Annotated in this window: 21 protein-coding genes; 7 read left to right on the plus strand and 14 right to left on the minus strand. The window is 36.7% G+C overall.

Annotated elements, in window-relative coordinates; genetic code table 11:
- Positions 1-78: 78 nt before the first annotated feature.
- On the minus strand, positions 79-1,434 hold the full coding sequence (locus NST91_RS16975) for an MFS transporter (RefSeq protein WP_121445107.1): 1,356 nt from the start codon (positions 1,432-1,434) through the stop codon (positions 79-81).
- A gap of 138 nt (positions 1,435-1,572) precedes the next feature.
- Here NST91_RS16975 and NST91_RS16980 point away from each other — a divergent pair, with 138 nt between their 5' ends.
- Positions 1,573-1,749 (plus strand): hypothetical protein, encoded by a 177-nt coding sequence (locus NST91_RS16980; protein WP_304212292.1) that lies wholly within the window; start codon positions 1,573-1,575, stop codon positions 1,747-1,749.
- A 16-nt stretch (positions 1,750-1,765) separates the two neighbouring features.
- Here NST91_RS16980 and NST91_RS16985 read toward each other — a convergent pair whose 3' ends face one another.
- The 8 genes from NST91_RS16985 to NST91_RS17020 form a co-directional block, all read right to left on the minus strand.
- Positions 1,766-1,996, minus strand: coding sequence for a helix-hairpin-helix domain-containing protein (locus tag NST91_RS16985; protein WP_341332091.1), 231 nt, complete (start codon positions 1,994-1,996; stop codon positions 1,766-1,768).
- The gene (locus NST91_RS16990) at positions 1,980-3,593 is read right to left on the minus strand and encodes an ABC1 kinase family protein (protein ID WP_341332092.1); all 1,614 of its coding nucleotides are present in this window, start codon (positions 3,591-3,593) and stop codon (positions 1,980-1,982) included. Before NST91_RS16990 ends, NST91_RS16985 begins: the two co-directional genes overlap by 17 nt.
- A gap of 96 nt (positions 3,594-3,689) precedes the next feature.
- Complete coding sequence (locus NST91_RS16995; RefSeq protein ID WP_341332093.1) at positions 3,690-4,748, minus strand: ABC transporter permease; 1,059 nt, start codon at positions 4,746-4,748, stop codon at positions 3,690-3,692.
- Position 4,749: 1 nt separating this feature from the next.
- Positions 4,750-6,252 (minus strand): ATP-binding cassette domain-containing protein, encoded by a 1,503-nt coding sequence (locus NST91_RS17000; protein WP_121445110.1) that lies wholly within the window; start codon positions 6,250-6,252, stop codon positions 4,750-4,752.
- Between the two features lie 228 nt (positions 6,253-6,480).
- Positions 6,481-7,464: an ABC transporter substrate-binding protein gene (locus NST91_RS17005; RefSeq protein ID WP_341332094.1), complete on the minus strand. Its 984-nt coding sequence runs from the start codon at positions 7,462-7,464 to the stop codon at positions 6,481-6,483.
- A 165-nt stretch (positions 7,465-7,629) separates the two neighbouring features.
- Positions 7,630-8,628 carry a Gfo/Idh/MocA family protein gene (locus tag NST91_RS17010; RefSeq protein WP_341332095.1) on the minus strand — a complete coding sequence of 333 codons (999 nt, stop codon included), beginning with the start codon at positions 8,626-8,628 and terminating at the stop codon, positions 7,630-7,632.
- Between the two features lie 369 nt (positions 8,629-8,997).
- Entirely contained in the window at positions 8,998-10,005 is a 1,008-nt protein-coding gene (locus tag NST91_RS17015) for a Gfo/Idh/MocA family protein (protein WP_121445113.1), read from the minus strand.
- 38 nt (positions 10,006-10,043) lie between these two features.
- Positions 10,044-11,033 carry a LacI family DNA-binding transcriptional regulator gene (locus NST91_RS17020; protein ID WP_341332096.1) on the minus strand — a complete coding sequence of 330 codons (990 nt, stop codon included), beginning with the start codon at positions 11,031-11,033 and terminating at the stop codon, positions 10,044-10,046.
- A 441-nt stretch (positions 11,034-11,474) separates the two neighbouring features.
- Here NST91_RS17020 and NST91_RS17025 point away from each other — a divergent pair, with 441 nt between their 5' ends.
- The 3 genes from NST91_RS17025 to NST91_RS17035 all read left to right on the plus strand — a co-directional run bounded on the left by NST91_RS17025 (position 11,475) and on the right by NST91_RS17035 (position 14,669).
- A complete protein-coding gene (locus NST91_RS17025) occupies positions 11,475-12,443 on the plus strand; it encodes a sugar phosphate isomerase/epimerase family protein (RefSeq protein WP_341332097.1) in 969 nt (322 codons plus the stop codon).
- Positions 12,444-12,718: 275 nt separating this feature from the next.
- Positions 12,719-12,949, plus strand: coding sequence for a hypothetical protein (locus tag NST91_RS17030; RefSeq protein ID WP_341332098.1), 231 nt, complete (start codon positions 12,719-12,721; stop codon positions 12,947-12,949).
- Complete coding sequence (locus tag NST91_RS17035; protein ID WP_341332099.1) at positions 12,942-14,669, plus strand: insertion element protein; 1,728 nt, start codon at positions 12,942-12,944, stop codon at positions 14,667-14,669. Before NST91_RS17030 ends, NST91_RS17035 begins: the two co-directional genes overlap by 8 nt.
- Before the next feature lie 623 nt (positions 14,670-15,292).
- Here NST91_RS17035 and NST91_RS17040 read toward each other — a convergent pair.
- Positions 15,293-15,817: a CBO0543 family protein gene (locus NST91_RS17040; protein WP_121445116.1), complete on the minus strand. Its 525-nt coding sequence runs from the start codon at positions 15,815-15,817 to the stop codon at positions 15,293-15,295.
- Positions 15,818-15,929: 112 nt separating this feature from the next.
- A complete protein-coding gene (locus NST91_RS17045) occupies positions 15,930-17,096 on the minus strand; it encodes an LL-diaminopimelate aminotransferase (protein WP_121445117.1) in 1,167 nt (388 codons plus the stop codon).
- 130 nt (positions 17,097-17,226) lie between these two features.
- Between NST91_RS17045 and NST91_RS17050 the strand changes: the two genes are divergently transcribed.
- Entirely contained in the window at positions 17,227-18,453 is a 1,227-nt protein-coding gene (locus tag NST91_RS17050) for an MFS transporter (RefSeq protein WP_121445118.1), read from the plus strand.
- Positions 18,454-18,571: 118 nt separating this feature from the next.
- Here the strand turns inward: NST91_RS17050 and NST91_RS17055 are convergent, their stop codons facing one another.
- The 3 genes from NST91_RS17055 to NST91_RS17065 form a co-directional block, all read right to left on the minus strand.
- Positions 18,572-19,396, minus strand: coding sequence for a D-alanyl-D-alanine carboxypeptidase family protein (locus NST91_RS17055; RefSeq protein WP_121445119.1), 825 nt, complete (start codon positions 19,394-19,396; stop codon positions 18,572-18,574).
- 1,750 nt (positions 19,397-21,146) lie between these two features.
- Positions 21,147-21,833 (minus strand): OmpA family protein, encoded by a 687-nt coding sequence (locus tag NST91_RS17060; RefSeq protein WP_121445120.1) that lies wholly within the window; start codon positions 21,831-21,833, stop codon positions 21,147-21,149.
- Positions 21,826-23,652 carry a MotA/TolQ/ExbB proton channel family protein gene (locus NST91_RS17065; RefSeq protein WP_121445121.1) on the minus strand — a complete coding sequence of 609 codons (1,827 nt, stop codon included), beginning with the start codon at positions 23,650-23,652 and terminating at the stop codon, positions 21,826-21,828. Before NST91_RS17065 ends, NST91_RS17060 begins: the two co-directional genes overlap by 8 nt.
- 200 nt (positions 23,653-23,852) lie before the next feature.
- Here NST91_RS17065 and NST91_RS17070 point away from each other — a divergent pair, with 200 nt between their 5' ends.
- Positions 23,853-24,692, plus strand: a complete 840-nt coding sequence (locus tag NST91_RS17070) for a serine O-acetyltransferase (protein ID WP_246006327.1) — start codon at positions 23,853-23,855, stop codon at positions 24,690-24,692.
- 96 nt (positions 24,693-24,788) lie between these two features.
- A complete protein-coding gene (locus NST91_RS17075) occupies positions 24,789-25,409 on the plus strand; it encodes a DUF3298 domain-containing protein (protein WP_121445123.1) in 621 nt (206 codons plus the stop codon).
- The last annotated feature ends 53 nt before the right edge of the window (positions 25,410-25,462 follow it).

Here is a 25,462-nt window from a genome sequence, read left to right on the forward strand (position 1 = left end):
GAATCCTTCTTAATTTTTGGTATTATTTTGTAACACAATAACAAGCCAACATGCACCAATTGCATGATGGCTTTTTCTTTACCACTGTTCCGTCTTTATTTTTTGATTCGTTACGTAGAGCATTCCAGGTATGATAACAAGTGAAACGGCCAATAATGCGATTGTCATTGAATTTTTGCTACTATCATGTAGTCCAACGGCAAACACAACACCATATATGCTTGAGGCTAAAATATTCCCAATAAACCTTGAGGTCATTAAAAGACCTGATGCGATCCCCGACTGGGCAACGCTGATAAAACTATACAATAGGTTTTGGAGGCTAATGTTCATTAGTCCATTACTGATTCCAAACAACGCTAAAACGATGATTATCCAGAGCAATGAAGAATTTTTCGTTGTCGTAAACAGGAATCCTACTCCCACAATGCCTACTGCAGCCCCTACAAGCAATGGAACTCGGTATCCCACTCTTTCTGCCCACCTTGTTACAATTGGCGTTGTGATCATTGCGCATACGGATAGCGCCAACATCATCAAACCTGTATATTCCGAACCTAAACCGATCACTTCCTGTAAATAAGTTGGTGTGAACAACAAGATAGAAAAGAATATCAAAGTTGAAAGAATGTACTGTGCATAAACAACGGAAATAGTCGGATTCTTTCCCAAAAATACAACATTGATTAACGGATCTGCCTTCTTTTTTTCGTATGTATAAAAAAGAAAGGATAATCCTAGTGCAAGGACGAAGAAACCTATAGTAAATCCGCCTTCCAATGATAGCAAAAAGACCATCCAACTTGTGATGAAGGCACTAAATAACAGCATTCCAATGACGTCCCATTTAAAAACAGTCCCTTTAGTTGGCTCGTCTTTTGGAATATATAATACTGTTAAAAATGCCGAAAGGAAAATGACTGGAAGATTCACATAAAAAATAACCGGCCAGCCCCCATATTGAATAAGCAGTCCACTAATGGTTGGTCCAAATGCTGCGGATGTTGTTGCGAACACCGCTAATGTTCCGATTACCCGATTTTGATTTTGTTTAATATATAAGCGGACCATTCCAATCCCTGCAGGATAGAGAGCTGAAGTGCCAATGGCTTGAATCAATCTCAGGCTAAGTAATGTCATCATATTTTGTGACAACGGAGCTAAAACTGATGATAGTAAAACGAGTAATAAACCGATGAGAAAGATTTTTTTCCTACCATAATGATCGCTGAGTCTACCGATAATTGGTAAAAAAATAGCACTAACAATAAAATAGGAGGCGATCAACCACGAAACCTCCTTTGAAGAAAGCATGAAATCTTGCTGAATCGAAGGTAAGGCAACCGTGATCATCGTGGTATTAAGCGGATTTAAAATCGCACCCAATGCGATTGCAATGATTACTAATGTAGGTTTTTTTATAGTGTCAGACATTTGAATTCCCCTTTTAGCCTATTGCTAACAGTGTATCACACAAACGATTAGGGCGGTTGAAGTCCAATTTAAAGAAAACGGATAATCTCATCTAAGTCGTAAAAACTACAAATAACCTAAACTAATTGGAGGTATGAAATGATTAGTAGAGCAACCAAAATCACAACATTGTTTTATATTGGGATTTTTGCGGTTATCTTAACAACAATCTATACGATTATCATCATGATTCAAGGTAGTAGAACAATGAAGATGATTCGTTACATGTACAATCAAACTAAACAAAGTGTAGAACATGAAAATCGCGGGGAATAACCCTCGCGATTCTACTTTACGCTTCTGTTTTAAAAGCAAGTCCCTTTTCCCCTAGTGCTAATCGAAGCTCCCTAATGGCAGTAGGACCCACACCATGTAAAGCCAATACTTCTCTCTCAGTTAGTTTTGTGAACTGTTCTAACATGATATACCCCGCACCATGCAACGCACGTAATGCTGGTTTGCTCAATTTCAACTCATCAATTTCAGCCAAAATAAACACTCCTTTTTCATCTCCGTTTTTCATGCATGTACCTCATCCATTTTTTCTGTTTATGTGTCACATTAAAATATCCAATACAAGAAATTGATGTTAGCCCACCTGAAAAGTAAAGCAAGATTAAATGCGAAGTAAAAATACTGGCCGCAATTCCTATAATGCCAAGTAATGACAACTGAAATAGATGCTTTTTATATGTTTCATAAACCGTAAATTGAAATTCTCTTCTTTGTTCAATTTCCTTCAAATCCTCTAATTTGTGAGGTAACTGTAAAAACTGTTGGATTGAATGGAAAATCTTAAAAATCGGCTGTGCCTGAATCCATTGCCAGACCAATGACCATTTCTGATTGCCTTCCTTGTTCAACCAGTTCGTGAACACTGGTTTTACTAATTCTAATACATCATCCTCAGAGATTAGATTAAGAATAATTCCTTCAATTGCTACAAAGGATCGCCCTAAAAAGATATATCGTGTTGGGACTTGGATTGGTAGTGCTTGAATGATATCATTCAGGTCGCGTTTAAAGGCAATAAGGTCTATTTCCTTTAATTGAGACAGTTCAAACGACATTAATTCCTCTAACAGTTTTTCCATTGTTCGATGATCAGCCTCAGGTAATAAAAATCCTAATTGTGATAAGCAATCAACCGTTTTCGAATAATTCTTGGTAAGAAAGCTTTCAATTAACCCTTGAAAATGTTTCGCATCCTTTTTCGAGATTTCCCCAACCATCCCGAAATCAAGTAAGATGATTTTCCCTTCCTTTGATAGCAGAAGGTTACCTGGGTGTGGGTCAGCATGAAACATACCTGGTTCCAGCCATTGTGGAAGGAATAGTTCTATTAAACTCTGGGCAATCTTTCTCCGGTCAATGGATTGGATACCCTCGATACTTGATATTTTTATTCCATCAACCCATTCCATTACAAGAACCTTTGAAGTACAGTATTCTTGGTAGACCATAGGAATTTTGAGATCGTTCATATCCTTAAACCGCTCGGAAAAGGACCCAAGAGTTTGTCGTTCCTTTGTATAATCTAACTCTCTCTCAATTACTTGTTTTATTTCCTTAAATAGTACCTTGAAATTAATAAACCCCTTCGGAACTGGTACAAAATGATCAGCAAACCAAATAATGATTGCTAACGACCGAAAATCCGTTTTTAATATGGAATGAATATCTGGCCTTTGGACCTTAATTGCAACCCTTGCTCCATTTTTAAGAACACCCTGATATACTTCACCAATGGACGCAGAAGCAATCGCCTCTTTCTTGATTGATTGAAAAATGGAATGAATTGGCCTACCCCACTCGTCTTTAAGAATCCTTTCAACATTACTCCAATCTGAAGAAGGAACCTTATCTGTTAGATCTTCGATTTGCTTAATAAAAGGTTTTGGAAGAAGATCTGTTCTAGTACTTAAGATTTGTCCAACCTTAATCAATAAACCTTCTAATTCAAAAAGCGTATTTCGAAAATTTGCACCTATCTGCACCCAAAGTTTATCCCATTCAGCCTGTGGCTTTCTACGAAGTTTATACCAGTAAATTTTACTAAAAATCATTAAAGCCATCGAAAGAACCTTGGTCATGCGAATCAACTTATTTTTCGTCTTCATAAGAAACCTCTCATTTCCTAAACTTCCCATATTAAAATATTTCAATATAAAAAGCATTTCTCCTTTAAAAAGAAATGCTTTTTGTGTCCGGAGATCTTATGAAGTTTTCTCTTTCTTCTGCAATAAAACAGCTGCGATTACAATAACCCCTTTAAATGCTTCCCTTAAAAATGGCGGAACCCCGAATAGGTTAAGAAGGTTGTTCATAACGGCAATGATTAGCATACCGTAGACAGTTCCCAGAATGAAACCTCTTCCACCCATCATGTTTGTTCCTCCAACAACCGCTGCAGCGATTGCATCCATTTCCATTCCTCTACCCGCATTAGAAAAGTCCATAGAACCAATTCGCGAAACTTGGATAATAGCGGCTATTGACACGAGCAGCCCCATAAGAGCGTATACCCTTAATTTCACTTTCTCTACATTTATCCCAGAAAGCTTAGCTGCCCTTTCATTCGATCCAACCGCGATGATATGTCTTCCGAAGGTTGTTCTTTTCGAAACATAATAAAGTATATAGGCAATGACCGCCCAATAGACAATTGGCATAATCATATAGTTTCCAATTTTAAAGCTTGCAATTTGTAAAAATTCAACTGGAACAGTAGGATTATATCCTTGCATGAAGTGCTGTGTCACACTTCTAAAAATCATCATCGCTCCTAATGTTGCGATAAATGGAGGAACATTCCCCTTCGTAATACTAACTCCAATTAGTGAACCTAAAAGATAGCCTGCAAGTAAAACCAATAGAATTGTAATGATAAATGCTGGTGCACCTGATATTCCCATCATTGCCAGAAACCCTTTTGTCCCGGTATCTAGGAGCATCATTGAAAAGGCACCAGTGACAACCAAGGTAGAACCAACAGCTAAATCAATTCCCCCTGTCATGATAACAAAAGTCATCCCTAAAGCAACAATGGCTGTCCCTGCATTATTTCGTAAAATATTGATCCAGTTATTAATCCATGACTGAAACCATCCTCCAAATGAATCATAATCAAAGCCCAACACCAATGTTTGTAAAATAATCATAATAATTAATGCAATCGCGATACTGAATAATGGGTCATTTGACCATTTATATTTAAACCACCCAAAAAAATCTTTCTTATTTTTGATTGTTGTTTGATCGATATCTGGCTTCATGTTAGCTTACCTCACCCTCACTTAAGTCCCCACCCGTAGCAAGACTCATGATGGAATGCTCATTCATATTTTCTCCAGCGACCTCCCCTTGGATGGTACCGTGATACATGACGATTGCTCGGTCACAGACACGAATGATTTCATTTGCTTCACTTGAAAGAACAACAACTGCAATATTTTCTTCAGCTAGTTTGAGAATAATATCATAGATATCTTCCTTTGCCCCCACATCAACACCTTGGGTAGGATTGTCCAGAATAAGAAGTTTTGGATTAGCCGCCAACCATTTTGCTAGGACAACCTTTTGCTGATTTCCACCAGAGAGACTTGTAATACTGTCAGAAAGGTCACCCATTTTTAATTGCAAAGCTTTTCGATGCTTTTCAAAAATTTCCTGATGCTTTTTCGTATTAATCGTGCCCCGCTTTGAAAACGTTGGCCAAGTAACGATTGACGCATTCTCGATGATGTTCATGTCCTTGATAATAGCATTTTCTTTTCGGTTTCGTGGCAGATACGCAATTCCTTCCTTGATTGCTTTCGTAGTACTCGTTATTTTCACTACCTTACCATTCAGGAATATTTTCCCTGATGAAATCTGGTCGGCTCCAAAAATGGATTGAAAAAGTTCACTTCGTCCATCTCCAAGGAGCCCTGTAAAACCGACAATTTCACCCGCTCGAACTGAAAAATTTATATCTCGAAAGATATGACCAGAGGTTAATCCTTCAACCCGTAATATCTCATTTCCTAGCTTTTTTTCCCTGATAAGCGATTCTGTTCTCACATCGTGTCCCACCATAAAACGTGCAAGATCATTCGTGTTCACTTCGCTGACACTTCCTTCAGACACCAAGTTACCATCACGAAGCACAAGATAGCGATTACAGATCTCCATTACCTCATTTAATTTATGAGAAATAAAGATAATGCCTACATTATGTTCCTTTAATGTCCTCATCATCGCGAAGACTCGCTCAATTTCCTGGTCTGTTAGGGAAGTAGTCGGTTCATCCATAATAATAATAGACGCATTTGTCATCATAGCCCGGCATATTTCGATGATTTGTTTATAAGAAGCATCAAGTTCCCGCACCAATTTATTTGGATTAAGGTCTACGTTCATTTTGGTAAACATCTCTTTTGTTTCTTGATACATCTTTTCTAAATCCAGAGTGCCTCTTTTGGTTTTTAACTCTCTACCAAGAAACATATTTTCATAGATTGGTAAATCGTTGATTAAGTTAAGTTCTTGATGGATGAAGGCAATTCCGGCATCCTGAGAATGTGCTGGTGTAGCAAATTCCACTTGTTTCCCGTCAATGAGTATGGAGCCATGATCCATTTGCAAAACTCCACCCAATATGTTCATCAAAGTGGATTTTCCTGCACCATTTTCTCCAAGCAATGCGCAGATTTCACCGCCTTTTAAGGAAAAAGATACATCCTTAAGAACATGATTGCTTCCAAAGGATTTTCGGATTTTTTTCATTTCAATACGCATCTCATCACTTCCAAACCTGTAAAATCACTACATTATTCATAAGAAAAACACAAGGCGCCCGCCTATCGGCGACAAGCATAAGACAAGCGCTGTTTGCCTTCAAAAGCTCCTAGGGCTAGACACCAAAAACTACGTGCAAAATTTTATATTTACTTATCTTTAAAAAAAGGTAAAAAGAGAGGCTATAGCAGTGTTGCCATAGCCCTCAAAGTCTACGAGCTCCAATCTTTAGTACGGTGAACCCTCATCGAGGAAGTCTTTATAATTATCTCTGTCAACAATGGTTGTAGGAATAATGGTTTCCATTTCAACCTCTTCACCTTTTAATACCTTAAGTGCAACATCAACAGCATCCTTTACCATTGCTGGGCTGTAAAGAGCTGACTGAATCCAGATATCTTCGTTTTCAGGCATCATTTTAAAGTACTCTTGCATTCCACCGCCACCGGTAACTACTTTAATATCTGTTCTTCCTGCTTCTTTGATTGCTTGTAATACACCGATTGAAGTTTCATCATCTAGGGAATAGACTGCATCAATTTTATCTAAGCTTGTCAAAATATCTGCAAAATCTTTCAATCCATCTTCTCTTGTAAACTGTGTCGCATATGTGTGGAGTTCAATATCTGGAGCGATTTCCCCAATTGTTTCAACAAATCCCTTCTTACGCAATTCAGAAACGGAGCCTGAGGATGGTACTTCTAGAATAACAACATTTCCTTCTTTACCGATTTTTTCAACAACGTAATTGGCACCTTGAACACCCATGTCCTCATTGTCTCCAGCTACTCGATAAACACCTTCTGCATCAATGACAATGTCAAAGTTTACAACCTTGATTCCTTCATCTAATGCTCGTTGAATAGGTACTTCCATCCCTTCCCATTGTGGGAACGCTACAATAGCCTCTGCACCCCAAGTCATTAAATCATCTAATTGTGAAGTCATTTCAGCTGCGTTGCTACTTGTTTGAATTTGGTACTCGATTTCACCGGAAAGTTCCTTTGCACAGGCTTCGGCATGATATGCTACTGCAGCAACCCATCCATGTGTTACAGCTGGCGCCAAAATACCAATCTTATGCTTTTCACTTGAGTCATTTCCAGTATCCCCGCTTGTTTTATCACCTGTTTGTTCTGAACTACTACAAGCACTCAATACAGGAATGAATAGTAAAATTAGCAGTGACACTACACGTAAAATTTTTTTCATAAGTAAATAACCCCCTCGTTTTTGGCTAGTAATCTATTTCATGAATAAATTGAAACCTACGTAAATAAATAGTTTTTACTAGTAAATATAAGCGCTTTCTTTTCTAGGAGTTAAAATCATGTTGTGGTTTATTGTGAGGACCTCGAATGTATGTAAAGTGGGCAACTACATATATACTTGTTTTCCAGATTCTAAGGATTCTTCTATATTTTTAAGTAGTTGTATTGTGTAGAGTACGTCTTTTAAAGGTATAATTGTATTTTCTTGGTTCTTATCCAAACAATTTATAAAATACGATAATTCATTTTGAAAGGCATCGCTCTTTTCAAAGGTTACTGCTGACTTTCCCTCGTGATTGTAGTAGATAAATTGTTTCGTACCCTTTTCTATGTTTTCGATATTTTCACCGGCTGTTAGATTAAAATCTAGCGTCCCTTGAGCCGATTGTGCACGTAATGACATGGTAAAAGGATAGCCAATTGGCATACGTTGAGAGGCTTCAACGAATGCTTTACTTTTATTCTTAAAGATTAGTGTTGTCATGACATGGTCCCAAGCACCATATTTGTTTTGGTTTCCAACAGCATATACAGATTCAACTTCGCCTACTAAATAATGGACGAAATCTATATCATGTAAGTGAAGATCAAATAGGGCTCCACCACTCTTTTCGGGGTGCAAAAACCAATCACTCCATGTAGGAATCTGCCCCAATCTCTTAGCATGGACAATCTCAATATCTTTCAGTTTGTCAGTTTCACTTAACGATTTGATTGCCTTGTATTCAGGCCAAAAGCGAAGCACATGACCGACAAAGAGTTTGACACCATTTTTATGAACTTCATCCATTATTCGATCTGCAGATTCTGGTGTAAGTGTTAGTGGTTTTTCACAAATAATATGTTTCCCAGCTCTAGCTGCCTTGATGATATAGTCTTCATGTAGAAAGGTTGGTACACATATATCAATGATGTCTATTTCCTTACTATTTAATAAATATTCGTAATCCGTGACAAAAGACCCATTAAAACTTTGAATAATGTCAACGTCTTCTACTTTATTCCGGGTACATATTGCCGTTACCTGACAATTTTCAATATGTTGGTAAACGTCTAGATGTGCTTTACCAATGAATCCCAAACCAACTAGCCCGATATGCTTCATGTTTCCCCCTCTTAACCTATTAATCTAAAAGGATTTTTGACAGAAACGTCTAATTCAATTTGAGTGAACCTGCTTTGCTTGCTCCTTTGACAACAATCTCCAGCGAAAAGCCGCGATATGTATTGGGTTTATGGATAGCTGCTTTAACATAGTAGCCTTCTATCAAACATGTAATTGATTACATATCGCAATCTCAACTCATCGTACAAGCTCTACGTTACTAATTATATTAGTAAAGAATTACCAATTTGTAATCCGTTACATTTATAGTATAAGATAAACAATATTCAGTCAATTATTTTTAGGTATTAATTATCATTTTTACCAATTAAGGGTTGTTTGCTTTTTTTACAGTTCTAACGTATCATCTTATGAACCAAGAATTTTTTCAACAACCCTAAGAGAAGCAACCGCTTGCTCACCAGTAACTGGAGGCTCTATTTCATTAATGATTGAATCAATAAATGAATCGATAACACCTGAATTCGTTTGGTTGTCATTTGTCTGAATGGATTCTAGTTCATACCTCTTAATCGAGCCATCCCTTTTCTCAATTAGTAACGGCGCACTTGGATCATGATAAATTTTTAGGATTCCCAATTGACAGTAGATAATCGTTGAATTATCTTCTGAACCATAATATGTCCATGAAAACGAAGCTGTTCCCAAACGGCCTTTCTGCGTTTTTAATGCACAGACAACATTGTCACATACTTCTATTGGTTTACCATTTTCATCTACCTTATCTAACGCACCATAGAAGGAGTGAACATCCACAATTTCGTCATCTAGCAGATAGTGAATTAAATCAATTTTATGAATTCCTAAATCACCTGCAACACCTGAATGAGAGCGATTCTTTTTAAAAAACCAAGTAGAGTTTGATTTGTTTACTCCCCAATTCTCAGGACCTTGATGACCAAAAGAGGTTTTGAAAGTTAATACCTCACCTAGTTCCTTTTTATCTATTATTTCTTTTGCTTTCTGATGTGCATTTGTGAAACGTTGGTTATGGTCGACCATTAATTTTTTCCCAGATTTCCGTTGTGCTTCTAGGATTACCTCAGCATATTTCACATTAATAGCTAATGGCTTTTCACACAATACATGCTTCCCGCTTAATAACGCGTTTGAAGTATTAATATGATGGGCTTCATTAGAAGAACAATCGCTAATGGCAATAATGGATGGATCGTTGAATAGTTCCTCAACTGTTTTTACAGCTCGCCCACTAAATTCTTTAGCCAAGCTCTGGGCTCTTTCAATTTTACGGTCAAAAAAAATAATTTCCTCAACATGTGGATTTGCTTTATACTCTGGTGCGTGTCTATACCTAGTAATGGAACCACACCCGATAATGCCCACCTTAATACCCATGATTGAAAACCTCCCTATTTTTTAAAAATGTAAGATTCCTACCCCATTGTTGACTCACGAATTATTAATTCATGGTCTAGAATCACACTTTCCACCCTTTCTCCTTGAATACTACTAATCAGCATGTTTGCTGCAATACTCCCCATTTTATACATCGGCTGTGATATTGTGGTTAAGGTTGGATTCGTCATGTTTGAGAAACTAATATTATCAAAACCTACTAAAGCAATGTCATTTGGAACACGTAAGCCATTTCCATTAATTCCTTTTAGAGCTCCAATAGCCAGTGTGTCAGAAACAGCAAAACAAGCTGTCGGTTTTTCTGCTAATTGAAACATGACCCTCATCGCCTGAACACCATTTTGAAATTCAAGTTCTTTTGAGTGGTAGATCCATTCATCACGGATTGGAAGATTAAATTCTTTTAAAGCTCGCTCATACCCATTTCGACGTTGTCTAGCATATAAAAACTTTTCATCAGAATTGATGAGCGCTATTCTTTCATGGCCTAACTTAATTAAATGCTTAACAGCTTGATAAGCCGCCAATTCATTGTCTATCGTGACATAAGGGATACTACCTCCCTCTTCATATTCACTACAGAGAATAACAGAATAATTCTCCGCTAATTCATTTAGCTTGTTCATATTAACTGTCGGATCCATCGAAATAACACCATCAGCTAATTTATTCTTAATCATGTTAAAATATATGTTTTCTCGTTGTGGATTGGAATCCGTTTCGCATAGAAGTATATTGTAGTTGTTGATAATGGCTGTATTTTGGATTCCGTTGATAATTTCTGTGTAAAAGGGATTTGAAATACTTGGAAGTAATACTAATAACAGTCGACTTTCGGAATTCCGAAGATTTCTTCCTAGCATACTAGGTTCATAATTTAGATCTTTAATTGCATTTTCAACTTTTAGCCTTGTTTTCGGACTTACAGACTTAGCATTATTAAGGACCCTTGAAACCGTTGCGACGGAAACACCTGCTTTTTGAGCTACCTGTTGAATATTTGCCATTTTTGGTCCCCACTTTCAAACTAAATAATCAAATGCGCCTTGGCGTATTTGCGCCCAGATTATTTGGCCCACAGGAAGTGGGTAATAAGGACGTTGCCGCAGGACGTGATGCTTTTAGTCTTTGATCTTATTGCTCGAAAATTTATCTTTGAATATCTGTGGCATCTGCAAGGCTTTAACTTTATTAAGTCAGGGTTTGCCCCTCCCACTAAAATTAGTTGCTCATATTGTATTAACCCACTTATAGAAGCGGAGGACTTCTACCGAATAAAGTTTAAAAAATGTAATCGATTACAATTATGATTGTAGGTACTCTGAATTTTTTTGTCAATATTTAAACTTTAACCTATATTTTAACAATTTTTTATATTTAATTTTTTATTTTCTTTGCTATAATTGGTTGTAACGGATTACAATACTTTAAATTGGGGAGGTTTTTTTATGAAGTTAGGGGTTTTTACAGTTCTATTCTCAGATAAAAGTCTTGACGATATGCTTGACCATGTCGCAGCAGAAGGGATTGAAGCAGTCGAATTAGGCACCGGTGGTTATCCTGGTAATGCCCACTGTAACGTTGATGAATTAGTAGATAATGAACAAAAACAAAAGGAATTCTTAGAAAAAATTTCTAGTAGAGGACTAATTATTAGCGCCTTAAGTTGTCACAGCAACCCTCTTCATCCTCAAAAACACATCGCAAACGAAGCAGATTCTCTTATTTTGAAAACGGTTAAATTAGCAAGTCAGCTTGGTGTCCCTGTTGTAAATACGTTTTCTGGCTGTCCAGGTGACCATGAACATGCAAAATATCCGAATTGGCCTGTCTCCCCATGGCCAAATGAGTACCAAGAAATTCTAAAATGGCAATGGGAAGAAAAAATCATTCCTTATTGGAAGGAAAAAGCAGCATTCGCAAAAGAGCATAATGTGAAGATTGGGCTCGAATTACATGGCGGATTTTCCGTCCATACACCTGCAACTCTCTTACGCTTAAGGGAAGCATGTGGTCCGGAAATCGGTGCAAACCTTGACCCAAGTCATATGTGGTGGCAAGGAATAGACCCTGTTGAATCTATAAAAATACTTGGACGTGAAAACGCAATCCATCATTTCCACGCTAAAGATACTATTATCGATCAACCAAATACAAACCGTAACGGGTTAACGGATATGACTCCTTATCATGAAATACAGAACCGTTCCTGGTATTTCCGAACAGTTGGTTTCGGTCATGATACAAAGGTTTGGGCTGACATTATTAGCACTCTTCGTCTTTTTGGCTATGATTATGTCGTAAGCATTGAACATGAGGACGGATTAATGTCCATTGACGAAGGTTTTAAAAAAGCGATTCAAACCCTCAATCCGGTTATGGTAAAGGAGTCAATTGGAGAGATGTGGTGGACGTAAAAATATAAAAAAGGAGAAGCTTAAAATAGTAACGGGTTCCGTTAGCTATCGCAAAAGTCTAAAATGTAACTCAAAATGCCAATCAATTTGTAAACAAAATTGATTGGCATTTTTTATTGGTTTAAAGGGATTCTACTCTCAAAATCAGGTTTATTTGTAGTGTAATTTGTCTATAATATTGCATACTAACAATAGCCAGTGTTAGTATGCAAATTGTGTTACATTTTGACCTGCAATTTAGCATACATAAAAACGGAATAAAATGGAGTAGATTGATGATGAAAATCAAACCGAAGTACCCAAATACCGAGGAAGTAAAACTTAAATTATCCTTACAATCACGAAAAGTATTAGAACATTACTCGAACTATACAGGATTAACCCCATCTCAAATACTTGAAGAGGTGTTACCGCACCTACTAAAAGATGAGGATTTCATTAAATATGTGGAAGGTAAACGCAGCAACAAACGAATGAAGCGTGAACTGGGTTTAATAGATGGTTAAGATTAAACGTTTAGCAACCTTTAGTGACCCCATTTGTCAAATTGAAACAAATATCACTTCAGAGGAACTCGAACAACGAGAAAGTGACTACAATACTCTATCTGATAAAAAAATGAAGACATCGTATATCAATTCAGCATTTCGTCCTGTACATTTGCATTGGAATGGGCAAGTGCACGAAATTCAACTTAATTATTGTTCTGACCCCTTTTGTAAAAATCACAATAAACCTCAAGACGATTACAACGTAGGAAAAATTAAACGATATAAATTTACAGGTAAAGACGGTTCAAGAACAATCCAATGTGTCCCAGACCCAACAGATTTTATGGGTACTCCAACATTGGGGTGTTACACAAAAACCTTTTCTAATTGGTCATTAGCAACTGAGATTGAACGATTGATACGCATTAACACCGTAGTTCCTCTGGAACCATCATACGAGTTCCATAAGGATGATTGCTTAAATAGCGATGTTACATATTTTGAATATCCGAAGGCATTTTATAAGCGTGGAAAAGCTAGCTCTAATGCTCAAGTTGTTCAATGTAAAACGTGTAAAAAATACACGAATTTATTGCCAGACAAGGTAAGCTCTACTTCTTATACCCAAAAGCGAAATGATGTTCTTCCGATGTTCGCTCAACATCTAATAAACCGTGTTCCAGTTTCTAGCACCTGTGAAATCTTGGGGATAGGAAGGAGCACTTATTACAGTAAATTAGAGTGGCTGTATCGTTGTTGTCTGGAATTTTTGGAGACCCGTGAAACTAAACAGTTTGCCAAAATGACGTTTCCACGCATTTGGTTAAATACAGATATGATGATGTATTATCTCAACAATGTTCGAAAAAAGGGGCAACCAAAAGCAAGAGGAACAATATCTGAGAAACAGTTGCAAACTCAGATTGTAGTTACGGCGGATTCTACATCTCGGTATGTGTTCAGAGCAGATGTTGCATATGATTGGGATATTGATTTTAAACAGATACAGAAGGATACCATCCTTTTTAAAGACGACCACTTACCAGTGGAGATTAGAAGGAATGCAAAATACACTAAGTATTCATATTATCCAATGAAACCGACACCGAATGATACGCAGGATTTAACTGAATACAATATGGAGATGCGTGAATTTATTCAAAGGGCTAAATATGTGGATGGATTGCACGTTAACCACACCTATACAGCTATGGCTCAAATGTTTTTGATTAGACAAATGGTAAACACAGATAAATGGCGTGTAGTAAGTGATGACGATATGGTATTAAAAGCAGCTATCAAAAAGGCTTTTGCCGAAGAACTACAACAAGGCAAATTACATTATTTCGTTAATACTTTTGATAAAACACTATCAAGAGAAGATGCGTATAAAGAATATATTGAATCTACGAAATATCTAAGTGATTGGGCGGAGACAAATGGATTATCAGGAATATCGAATAATGAGATAGCTGTTGAATTTTTAAAGCGACAACTTGATACACACAAATTTTATGAAACAAAATATGCTTCAGACGGAACACCTTATACTGTTCATAAATCAAATAAAATTGAACATCCCATCGCAATGTCGGACCGAGGAAATCGATATATTGATGTTATAACGGATACTTCTACCCTATCTGATGAACATTTAGCAAGACTGATTGTAAGAGCCAACGACAACGCGGTTAATGCGTTTTTACAAAATATAAGACCAGTTTATCTTTCTTAGAAAGACCTCTAGTTACTTCAAGAGGAGACGGTAAATCGTATATATACAGCAATTTCAATCCTAAGTATGCACAAATGGCAGTTACTATCTTGAGAACCTACTATAACTTTTGTGAAACAATCAAGGTAAATGGTGTCGATAAGACACCTGCTGAGAGGATTGGAATTGCCGATAGAGCGTATACCTGGAAGGATATTATTTATAAACGATAGCTCAAACTATTTTGAAAATTTATTTAACTAATGAAAAGTCGTGATAAAATAGAATGAAGGATTATACTTAAACTAAAGTTGAGTAGATGAAAAATTTATGAAATTGAAGCCTTAGATAAAATCGAGCCGAAATATGTGTATGTGTTTTCTAAATGGTTTGGAGGTGAAATTTTGAAAAAAGACAATCGAGAAAAAAGTAAGATAGATACTGATGATGGTTGGAACAGAGCAGTCTATGGAAGTCCAACAATCGGGGGTATTGTTGTAGTTGGAGCTATTGTTCTATACTTTATATTCAGATGATTTATTAACTAATGAGTAGCATTCGTTCAAAAAGACTTGAAAACAAATATAAGGAAATAGCCTAGTTAAATGACTGGTGCCATATTTTCTTAAAGTTGTATGTAATTTTTATTTAATGTATTCCAATGGAATTGGGAACCTAGTTAATAGAAAAATAATCCAAATAAATGATAACCCCAATGCGATAAGTGGTCGTTTTTGATGAAGTCTTAGCATTGGAAACATAACGAGATTAAAAAGAATGGACCATCCCATCGTCCAACCATGATGATGATTGATTAAATGCAAATACTCCAAATTGATGTATTCCATAACTACATATATTAATACCCACAGTCCAATCCAAAAAAACTGTTTCCATTTCTGTTCAGGAAAGCGCCCTAAATAAATGAGAGTAGTAGCAGGATAAGAAACAAACATAATTAATAATGAAATAAATGTATGATTCGATAAGATGTTTTGAGCAAACAGCGTTTCCTGGTAGGTCCAGATCAAATAATCATGGAACAAGAAATTTTTTAAAAGATCACCCATAATAAAGAATAGAATCGTTGGGTAATATTCTCGCCATCCTCTCCAATCCCCCCATTTGATTGCAGCCGAAAGAAGTAAGGCATTATATATTAGGTGCATCTAATACACTCCTGAGTTAGTTATACATTTATATTACCCAATATTTTACATAAAAATAAGACGAATCCTCAATTCGATTCGCCTCGTAGAGAGTCTTAATTCGTACCCTTCTCTATTTTAACAGTGAGATTTCTTTTAATCGATGGACTGTCTTTTCTAATGTTTCTTCGTTTTGAACAAGTCCAATTCGAACATAGCCTTCGCCACTTGGACCAAAAGCATTTCCTGGAGTGACTACAATTCCTGCTTCATTGATTAACTGATACGTAAAATCAGTGGAGGTAAACCCAGACGGTACCTTCGCCCAAATAAACATTGAGGCTTTTGGTGAATCAACTTGCCAACCTATTTCATCCAGGCCATTAATCAAAATATCGCGTCGTTTTTTATACGTTTGTCTTAGTTTTTCACTAAAACTTGACGTATCACGTAAAGCAGCAATCGCAGCTTTTTGGATTGGTAAAAAAACACCATAATCAAGATTTGATTTAAGTCGGTTTACAGCTGCAATGATTTCCGGGTTACCGAGTATATATCCAATTCGACACCCCGCCATATTAAAGCTTTTCGAAAGCGAGTTGAATTCAACTCCCACTTCTTTCGCACCTTCTACTGATAAGAAGCTTATCGGTTTTTCTTCATAATATAGCTCCGAATAGGCAAAATCATGTAGGACAATAATCTGATGTTTTTTCGCGAATTCAATCACCTTCTTAAAAAAGAATTCCGAAGCAAGTGCGGGTACAGGGTTGCCAGGAAAGTTTAAGATCATCAATTTCGCCTTTTGGCAAACATCCTTAGGAATCGCATCCAAGTCAGGTAGGAATCCATTTTCTTCTTTAAGAGGCATTCCAATTGGAGTTGCTCCTGAAAGTGCGATACCAGATGCATATGCCGTGTAGCCAGGGTCTGGAACAAGAACTACATCACCTGGGTTAGCAAAAACCATTGGAAAGTGGACAAGTCCATCTTGGGAACCCATAACCATTAAGATTTCATTATCCTTATGTACCGAAACATTAAACCTGTTTGAATAGTATGCTGAAATGGCTTCATATAACTCATCGGTTCCTGTTAATGAATATCCGTATAATGAAGGATCTTGTACATGACCAGTCAACGCTTCGATGACATACGGTGGTGGCGGCAAATCTGGGCTACCCACACTTAGGTCAATAATATCGTGCCCCTCACTCAGTTTTTGTTTCTTATAGTTTGCTAGTTCGTTAAAAATCGATTCCCCAAATTCATTCATTTTCTGTGATAGTGTGATATCCAATGCTGTCACCTCATTTGATTGATTAGTATTATTATAGCAAGAATTATTCGATTGACCATGAAAGTTAAGATTTAACTTCAAAAAGCTGATATAATCGTTACAGCATCAATTTAAAGAGAGAAGGATTCTAATGCAGCAACAACTGAACACTCCAGATAAATTATGGACAAAAAACTATTTTCTAGCGTTTATTTATGCGATGTCTACTCAAATTTCCAACAACATGCTAATGACAGGACTGCCATTATACGCAATTTATTTAGGTGGGGATAATTCGATTTCAGGTATGCTTTTTGGTTTTTTCATGTTTGTAGCGATTCTTTTCAGACCTTATTTTGGTAAATTGATAGATGAAAAGAGCCGTAGAATCGTCTTAATTATTGGTGCTGTGATCGCAGCTTTTATTACTTTCTCGTATGTTGTAGCCTTTTCGATTAGTCTACTGATTGTAATGAGAAGTATACACGGTATAGGGTTCAGTGCTACTACCAATGCTTCCGGTACTGTTGTTTCGGACATCGTACCAAAAAGACGGTTAGCAGAAGGGATTGGGTATTTTGGTTTAGCAAATACACTGTCTACAGCAATCGGACCTGCACTTAGTATCTTTTTAATTCAACAGTATAATTATCAAGTTTTATTCATCGTTGCCGGTTTAATCGGTTTGATTTCAATCATTTGTAGCCTGTTTATGACGTATGAAAAAAAGAATCCAAATCTTGTGATAAAATCAACAAAAAAGAATCGAAAAATCTCCGAATTGCTTTTTGAAAAAACAGCACTACCAACAGGTTTAGTAACCGCTTTTGTTTATGTTGGAATGGGCGCATCGTTAACTTTCATTCCAACCTTTGCCCTTTCCTTAGGAATTGAAGACATTGGTTTATATTTTACAGTGTTTTCATTTGCTCTATTATTCACGAGAATTATGGGAGGAAAATTGGCTGATAAATATGGAAGTTCCATCGTGGTAATCCCTGGTTTAGTGATTATGACGATATCATTTGTGGTCTTGGCATACGCCAATTCTCTCGGAGACTTTATTCTAACAGGTATCCTTTATGGATTAGGGTTAGGTTTTGTTGAGCCAGCCTTAAATGCTGTCATGATCAGGCTATGTCCCCCTGATCGAAGAGGAGCAGGGAATTCGACGTTTTTTACAGCAAAGGATTTAGGTAGCGGACTCGGAGCGATTTGTTTAGGTTTCATCTCTCTGAATTCAGGATTCAAAGCTGTTTTCCTTTACAGTGCAGTAAGTATTATTCTCGCATTTTTTGCGTATATATTGATATTGCGAAGACAAATAACTACTGCAAGAAAATCAGAGAGTTCAAATTTACAGGCAAGTGTAAGCTAGATTCATACATTTTAACATGTCAGGTCCCTTCTATACTTAGGGGTCCTGGCATTTTTATTAACGAAATATCCTAGTCTACTCTCCAAAGAAAAAAGAGCCCCAAATGAGCTCTTTCAATCTAATATTCTACGACTCCAAGATATTCTTCTAATGTAATTTCATGTTCCGTGATATATTTTGCATGCTCGACACCGACATAGCGAATATGCCATGGTTCGTACATATAACCTGTGATGTCTTCATTTCCTAAAGTATAACGAACAATAAAACCAAATTCCGCTGCGTGCTCAGCAACCCATTTGCCTTCAACCGTTTCACCAAATTCCTGTACAAGCTGGTTGTCGACACTATCACTTGTCACGTCCATCGCAAGACCGGTTTGATGCTCACTTTGCCCGGCCTTTGCACTAAAGGTAGAAGCCTCAGTCTCACCATATCCACGTACATAAGAATCATAGATTACTTGTTGTGTTGCATAGGAGCGGTAACCCGATTGTGCATGTAACTCAATTCCGTCGACGCTCGCCTGTGCAAATAATTTTTCCAATGCCTCTGCTGCTTCTTTTACCATATGTTTACGTTCTGAAACAGAAGTTGAAAAATCAACATTTGGCACAACAAGGTTTTGCGGTACATAAGTTGCATCCAATACTCCTACTTCTTTGTTGACTAAGAGTAAAAATGGATCATTTGGATCTATGACTGGTTTTACATCCTCTGGCTTCACTACTTCAGTCTGCTCACCAGCTGTTTGGGTTTCTGGTGCCTCTACTTTTTCCGGCAATACTTCCCCATCGTTTTCTTTGCTTAACGCAATTTTCCCAATCACTATTTCTTTAATAGAGGCATAGCTTTCTTGTAAAATATCAGAAAAAGCTTCCCTCGTAAAAAAAATCGAGGACGCCACTAGTACCAGTACCAATCCGATAATGACTTTCTTCAATATAATTCCTCTTCCCTACGTCTATCTCTGTTTTTTTCTCTACCTACCATTCTACTATATTTTACAAGAATCGACACAGGGAATTTAGTTGTAAGTTTTCACCATGAGGAAAGCCCTAGGAGCATGGGACCCGATTCTGATTTTGTGGGTCACGGGGACAGGTCTATCCCAGCTTTTAAAAAGTGTTGCGTATGCTTTTAGATAGAACGGTGGTGTATTTTCATTCATAAGATCCACATAAAGGTAATAATGAACTAAAAAGAGTTATAAATTGTAAAAATTATACATTTGTGCATGTTTTATAAGGAAAAGTGCAATAAAAGCATACAGAAATATGATTTGCGTATGCTTTTAGATAGATTGGTAGTGTTATTACATTCGTAAGATCCACATAAAGGTAATAATGAACTAAAAAGAGTTATAAATTGTAAAAATTATACATTTGCGCATGTTTTATAAGGAAAAATGCAATAAAAGCATACGAAAATATGAATTGCGTATGCTTTTAGATAGATTACTAGTATATTTTCATTCACATAATCCAAATAAAGGTAATAATGAACTAAAAAGAGTTATAAATTGTGAAAATCATCCATTTGTTTTTGTTTTATAAGGAAAAATGCAATAAAAGCATACAGAAATATGATTTGCGTATGCTTTTAGATAGATCACTAGTATATTTTCATTCGCATAATCCAAATAAAGGTAATAATGAACTAAAAAGTGTTATAAATTGTAAAAATTATACATTTGCGCATGTTTTATAAGGAAAAATGCAATAAAAGCATACGAAAATATGAATTGCGTATGCTTTTAGATAGATTACTAGTATATTTTCATTCGCATAATCCAAATAAAGGTAATAATGAACTAAAAAGTGTTATAAATTGTAAAAATTATACATTTGTGCATGTTTTATAAGGAAAAGTGCAATAAAAGCATACGAAAATATGAATTGCGTATGCTTTTAGATAGATCACTAGTATATTTTCATTCGCATAATCCAAATAAAGGTAATAATGAACTAAAAAGTGTTATAAATTGTGAAAATTACCCATTTATGCTTGTTTTATAAGGAAAAGTGCAATAAAAGCATACAAAAATATGATTTGCGTATGCTTTTAGATAGATTACTAGTATATTTTCATTCACATAATCCAAATAAAGGTAATAATGAACTAAAAAGAGTTATAAATTGTAAAAATTATACATTTGTGCATGTTTTATAAGGAAAAATGCAATAAAAGCATACAGAAATATGATTTGCGTATGCTTTTAGATAGATTACTAGTATATTTTCATTCACATAATCCAAATAAAGGTAATAATGAACTAAAAAGAGTTATAAATTGTAAAAATTATACATTTGTGCATGTTTTATAAGGAAAAATGCAATAAAAGCATACGAAAATATGAATTGCATATGCTTTTAGATAGATCAGTAGTCTATTTACATTCTTAAAATCCAAGAAAAAGGAAAAAGTAATTTCGAAAACGACTATAATTTTATTAAGCCTATTCTAATTAAGTTCTTAATCTGTTTTATCCCTAGCTTGTCAAGCGAAAACCAGCTAGCAGGACACGCTCGTCTCTGAGAGGACGTATCGCGAGACCAGCTTGCCGTACACGCTCACCACTTTTCCGCCTGCGCATATATCGCGAGAGCAGCCAATACTGAAAAATCTGGGACAAGGGACCTCCTGTGTCCCAACCCCAACAAAAAAGGACACGGCACAATACCGCATCCCCTTCAGTTCCCCAACAATTCTCTTGTCTTCTCCAATATCTCCTGGTCCTTCAACCGGAATTTAAATTCGACTCTCCGGGAGGCTTGGCCGTTATAGTTTCCATCGGAGTCGGAGCGGCCATCGGTAAAGGACCTCCCATTTACGGTTAGCTTTGTTTTTAGATGCTCCTGAATGTTTTTATATGGAAACTCACTACTTAGTATATATTCTGCTACACTATATGCCCGCTGTTGGGAAAGTTCTAGGTTATACAAATAGGTGCCATCCCTGTCTGCATGCCCCTCGATAATAATTTCTGAAATATACTCTTCATATCCATTTTCAAGGAGTACATCTAAGTAAGCTGGAACGAATTCATCCAAAAACGTAAAAGCTTCCGGTTTCAGTACAGATGAGTCATACTCAAACAGGATATCTGTATTAAAAATCAAGGCCCCAGTTTTCTCATCAATTTCAATGCTAGCGTCGCTGAATTTTTGATTGAGATCCTCTATAAGCCCCACTCTGACACCCATGATTTGATCGATTGTTTTTTTCATTTCTTGAATTTGAAAGGATTTAATTACCATCATGATTATAAAAATCAAAATAAAACACAGCAGTACTGATGTCAGTAAATCGGTGAATGACGGCCAAAATGAACTTTCCTCTTGTTCACGGTGAAAAAGCCTTTGGTATTTACTAATCATTGGTTCCAATCCTTACCCGGCTGTTTTCTTGAACCGTACTCTGAGCAATTGATTGAAGTTGCCGATTCAACTGCTGGAATTCCTGACCAATATCACCCAAAGTTTGCTGCAATTGGCGAGCATTTCTCTGGCCCACATCCCCTGTTATTTCACCAATTTGTTTAAACTCTCTTTTCACAGCCTCATTCATTTCCAGCATGTACTCATTAATATTTCGACTTACTTTATCGAGTTTTTCTCCAAGTGTTCCCTCGAGATTTGTTACATATTTCGAAAGCGTATCCCGTAAAGCATTCACACTTGAGTCAATCTGGTTTTCTTTATATTGGAAGGAATCCCCCATTTGTGTAATGGTCCGGTTGATTTCATTTAATAACTTCATATATTTCATGCCTACCTGCTCATTTGAACGCGAGGCTTCACTCAGGTAACTTTCAATCGCCTGGGCATTTGTCAAATGAACCTGCAGATGCGAATTAAATTCATGGGTAAACTGTGTCAATTCATCAAAACGGTAGGTTAAAAGATTTTTATATTCACTTTGGGCTTTGTTAATCGAATCAAGCGCATGAGGCAAGCGACCTATCGAGTTGCCAAGGGCCTTAAAATCATTGCGGACGTCACGTATTGAAGAAATAATATCGGTTAACTTAGAACTTACATCCGTTCCAAACACTCGCTCAAACTGTAGATTGTTCTCCTTCATTAAATTAATAGAGTGCTCACTTTGTTCATTCATTTTATCAAACGCACCATAAATTGCTTCCTGCCTCTGGGCAATGGAAGAAAAATACTCTCGTATATCAACCACTGACTGCTGAAAATGATTCATCGTTTCCTTTTGATCAGCTGTTAATTCCGCTACCTTTTTATAGGTTTCTGTAAAAGCACTTCTCATTTTTTCATTGCGCTGGTCCATATTCTGAAAGTAAATAAACAATTGATCAAAGTTTTGGTTCAACTTTTTCACGCCTTGATCAAAGCCTTCCGTTAATTCCTGCACACCATGAAAAATAGCCGAAAACTGTTTTAGATTTTCCGTAAGCCCTTCATTAAATTTCGCCAAATCCTTCGCAGATTGCTGCAAACCAACTGTATACTCCTGAAACCCTTTAAACGAATTTACAATACTCTGTAGGTATTCTTGATTCGAGTTCCGTAATTCAAGAATAGAGGTATTAATGGTTTCCGAAACAGCAATAAGACGCCCCATTCCATCCTGTTCATTTCCTTCTAGAATGGACTCAGTCTTAAGCATAATATCGGTTATCATAAATTCCGTATTCGCAACCCGAGTAACAATCGTCATAATCAACGAAAGTCCCATCCCAGCAATACTTGTGTAAAATGCGACGTCAATTCCTGCAAGGACGGTTGCGACATTCTCCACTAGCATGTCACCGGTTGTGTCTATGCTGCCGAGTGACATTGCAAGCCCAATGAACGTCCCGAGTACACCTATTAAAATAAAAATGGAAACCGTCATCTGAACAATTTTAATCAGATTGATAACTGGCACATTAAACACACGCCAGCCGGAAATTTTATTCTGAACAAAAGTCTCCACCTTCACCGATTCCTTTTGTTTCATTTGTTCAAAATCCGTCTGAATTCGATTCAGTGGGTCAATCTCTAACGAATTGGTGTCACGGATATAATTACGAATTCTCCTAAGTTTGCTGTACAACGTAAAATGAACCAGGATTGCCACCACAAATCCCACAAAAAGCGCCATAAAAATTAATTCAATCAGTGGACTAGTCAAGACAGCCTCTGCCTGCTGCTCACTCACAAACAACCTCAAGATTGCTTCAACCATTCATTCTCCTCCTTCATTGCACGTCCATTTTTCACCTTGTTTATAGCTATTCGAAAAATGGACAAATCATGCATTTGAATGAAAAAAGAGATGTGATATCAAACCAATTAGAACGATACAATTTTAATAAGGTAATAGCTTTGCAATAATTTGAATTTTACGTTACTTTATAATTAATGATACAAATGGGGATGATACAGATGGAACAAAATGACATATTACATATCTATAAAAAATTGCATACAGAAATCGGAAATACAAAAAAACACTTGTGTTCTCGATTAAATCATAGTTTAAAGCTGATTCCTACTTTTATTGACACCATTAGAGAAGTACTTTTACCAGAATACTATTGTACAAGTAAAGAACGGAATATGGAGTACGAATTAAACAATCTGGAAAAGCTTCAAAGCCTGTTACAGGAAATCTTATCACATAAAAACGACGAGGATGTCGTTAATCAAGACACGTATACCTTTCTTGAACTATTACCATCATTAAGATCAATCATTATGAAGGATGTCGATGCAGCATTTCGAAAAGACCCTGCAGCGAAAAGCTATGAAGAAATTGCGCTCACTTATCCAGGTGTTCTCTCAATCATTGTTCATCGAATTTCTCATGAACTTCATAAAATGGGATATACGTTAGTATCTCGTGGTATTTCTGAATATGCACATGGTAAAACAGGAATTGACATCCACCCTGGTGCAACAATTGGTCATAGTTTTTTTATGGACCATGGAACTGGCATTGTTGTCGGGGAAACTACCCTGATTGGTAACGATGTAACTCTTTATCAAGGTGTGACACTCGGTGCCTTTTCGTTTGACCGCGATAAAAATGGCGAAATCATCAAAGGTGGCAAAAGGCGTCATCCGGTCATCGAAGATAATGTGACCATTTATGCAGGGGCTACGATTCTTGGAGGAGAAACCGTGATTGGAAGAGATTCCATTATTGGCGGAAACGTCTGGCTTACTCGGAGCATTCCAGCTGGAAGTAAGGTCGTAACAGTTATTCAAAATAAAATGCTATAGATTACTTTTTTGAGGAAATAGTTTATAAAAGGCAATTTCCTTTTTTTCACACTCTTTTCCTTTAAGAATATGATATGGAAAAAAGGACTGTGATGTATGCCTATTTCATTTCCAGTTAGTATAAGAACACAAGCTGTCAGATTTGGCCCTCAAAAAAGAGTCTATTATCCTCAAGTTGAAAGGATGCGGAATCAAAAACTCCAGCAATTAATTAACCAGTCGATTCTACAACAAGCCCAAGGACTGATTTCATTTCAGGTTGGAAATATGCCCTCTACCGTGGCAGAGATGCTCGGATATTACGAAATTAAAAATAACCAGCGACAGGTTTTAAGCCTTACACAAACAAACTATACCTACCATGATAGGGCCGCCCACGGCATGACGTTTATCCGATCATTAACATTTGATCTTAAAAAGGGGAAACGCTGCGATCTCAAGGATCTATTTAAACCAGGCAGTGATTATGTAAAAAGATTATCCACCCTTGTTTCCGAACAAATCAAAGAGCGTAATATTGATTTACTATCTGAATTCACAACGATAAGCCCAAACCAAGAATTTTATATCGCTGACAAAACGCTAGTCCTCTATTTTCAACTGTATGACCTGACACCATATGTATTCGGTTTCCCGATGTTTCCAATATCCGTCTATGACATTCAAGATATTATTGATGAAGATGGACCCCTTGGGAGAATGGCGACAAATGATTGATAGATTTAATAAAGCTTAAATGGGGAATGTTCCTTTCCTCCATTTAAGCTTTT

It is taken from the genome of Ferdinandcohnia sp. FSL W7-1320, from assembly GCF_038050315.1.
Taxonomy (GTDB): domain Bacteria; phylum Bacillota; class Bacilli; order Bacillales; family Bacillaceae_L; genus Ferdinandcohnia; species Ferdinandcohnia aciditolerans.

Coding starts and splice junctions, on each gene's coding strand:
- NST91_RS16975 (WP_121445107.1), bottom strand. CDS start 1,434: ATGTCTGACACTATAAAAAAACCTACATTAGTAATCATTGCAATCGCA.
- NST91_RS16980 (WP_304212292.1), top strand. CDS start 1,573: ATGATTAGTAGAGCAACCAAAATCACAACATTGTTTTATATTGGGATT.
- NST91_RS16985 (WP_341332091.1), bottom strand. CDS start 1,996: ATGAAAAACGGAGATGAAAAAGGAGTGTTTATTTTGGCTGAAATTGAT.
- NST91_RS16990 (WP_341332092.1), bottom strand. CDS start 3,593: ATGAAGACGAAAAATAAGTTGATTCGCATGACCAAGGTTCTTTCGATG.
- NST91_RS16995 (WP_341332093.1), bottom strand. CDS start 4,748: ATGAAGCCAGATATCGATCAAACAACAATCAAAAATAAGAAAGATTTT.
- NST91_RS17000 (WP_121445110.1), bottom strand. CDS start 6,252: ATGCGTATTGAAATGAAAAAAATCCGAAAATCCTTTGGAAGCAATCAT.
- NST91_RS17005 (WP_341332094.1), bottom strand. CDS start 7,464: ATGAAAAAAATTTTACGTGTAGTGTCACTGCTAATTTTACTATTCATT.
- NST91_RS17010 (WP_341332095.1), bottom strand. CDS start 8,628: ATGAAGCATATCGGGCTAGTTGGTTTGGGATTCATTGGTAAAGCACAT.
- NST91_RS17015 (WP_121445113.1), bottom strand. CDS start 10,005: ATGGGTATTAAGGTGGGCATTATCGGGTGTGGTTCCATTACTAGGTAT.
- NST91_RS17020 (WP_341332096.1), bottom strand. CDS start 11,033: ATGGCAAATATTCAACAGGTAGCTCAAAAAGCAGGTGTTTCCGTCGCA.
- NST91_RS17025 (WP_341332097.1), top strand. CDS start 11,475: ATGAAGTTAGGGGTTTTTACAGTTCTATTCTCAGATAAAAGTCTTGAC.
- NST91_RS17030 (WP_341332098.1), top strand. CDS start 12,719: ATGATGAAAATCAAACCGAAGTACCCAAATACCGAGGAAGTAAAACTT.
- NST91_RS17035 (WP_341332099.1), top strand. CDS start 12,942: ATGGTTAAGATTAAACGTTTAGCAACCTTTAGTGACCCCATTTGTCAA.
- NST91_RS17040 (WP_121445116.1), bottom strand. CDS start 15,817: ATGCACCTAATATATAATGCCTTACTTCTTTCGGCTGCAATCAAATGG.
- NST91_RS17050 (WP_121445118.1), top strand. CDS start 17,227: ATGCAGCAACAACTGAACACTCCAGATAAATTATGGACAAAAAACTAT.
- NST91_RS17060 (WP_121445120.1), bottom strand. CDS start 21,833: ATGATTAGTAAATACCAAAGGCTTTTTCACCGTGAACAAGAGGAAAGT.
- NST91_RS17065 (WP_121445121.1), bottom strand. CDS start 23,652: ATGGTTGAAGCAATCTTGAGGTTGTTTGTGAGTGAGCAGCAGGCAGAG.
- NST91_RS17070 (WP_246006327.1), top strand. CDS start 23,853: ATGGAACAAAATGACATATTACATATCTATAAAAAATTGCATACAGAA.
- NST91_RS17075 (WP_121445123.1), top strand. CDS start 24,789: ATGCCTATTTCATTTCCAGTTAGTATAAGAACACAAGCTGTCAGATTT.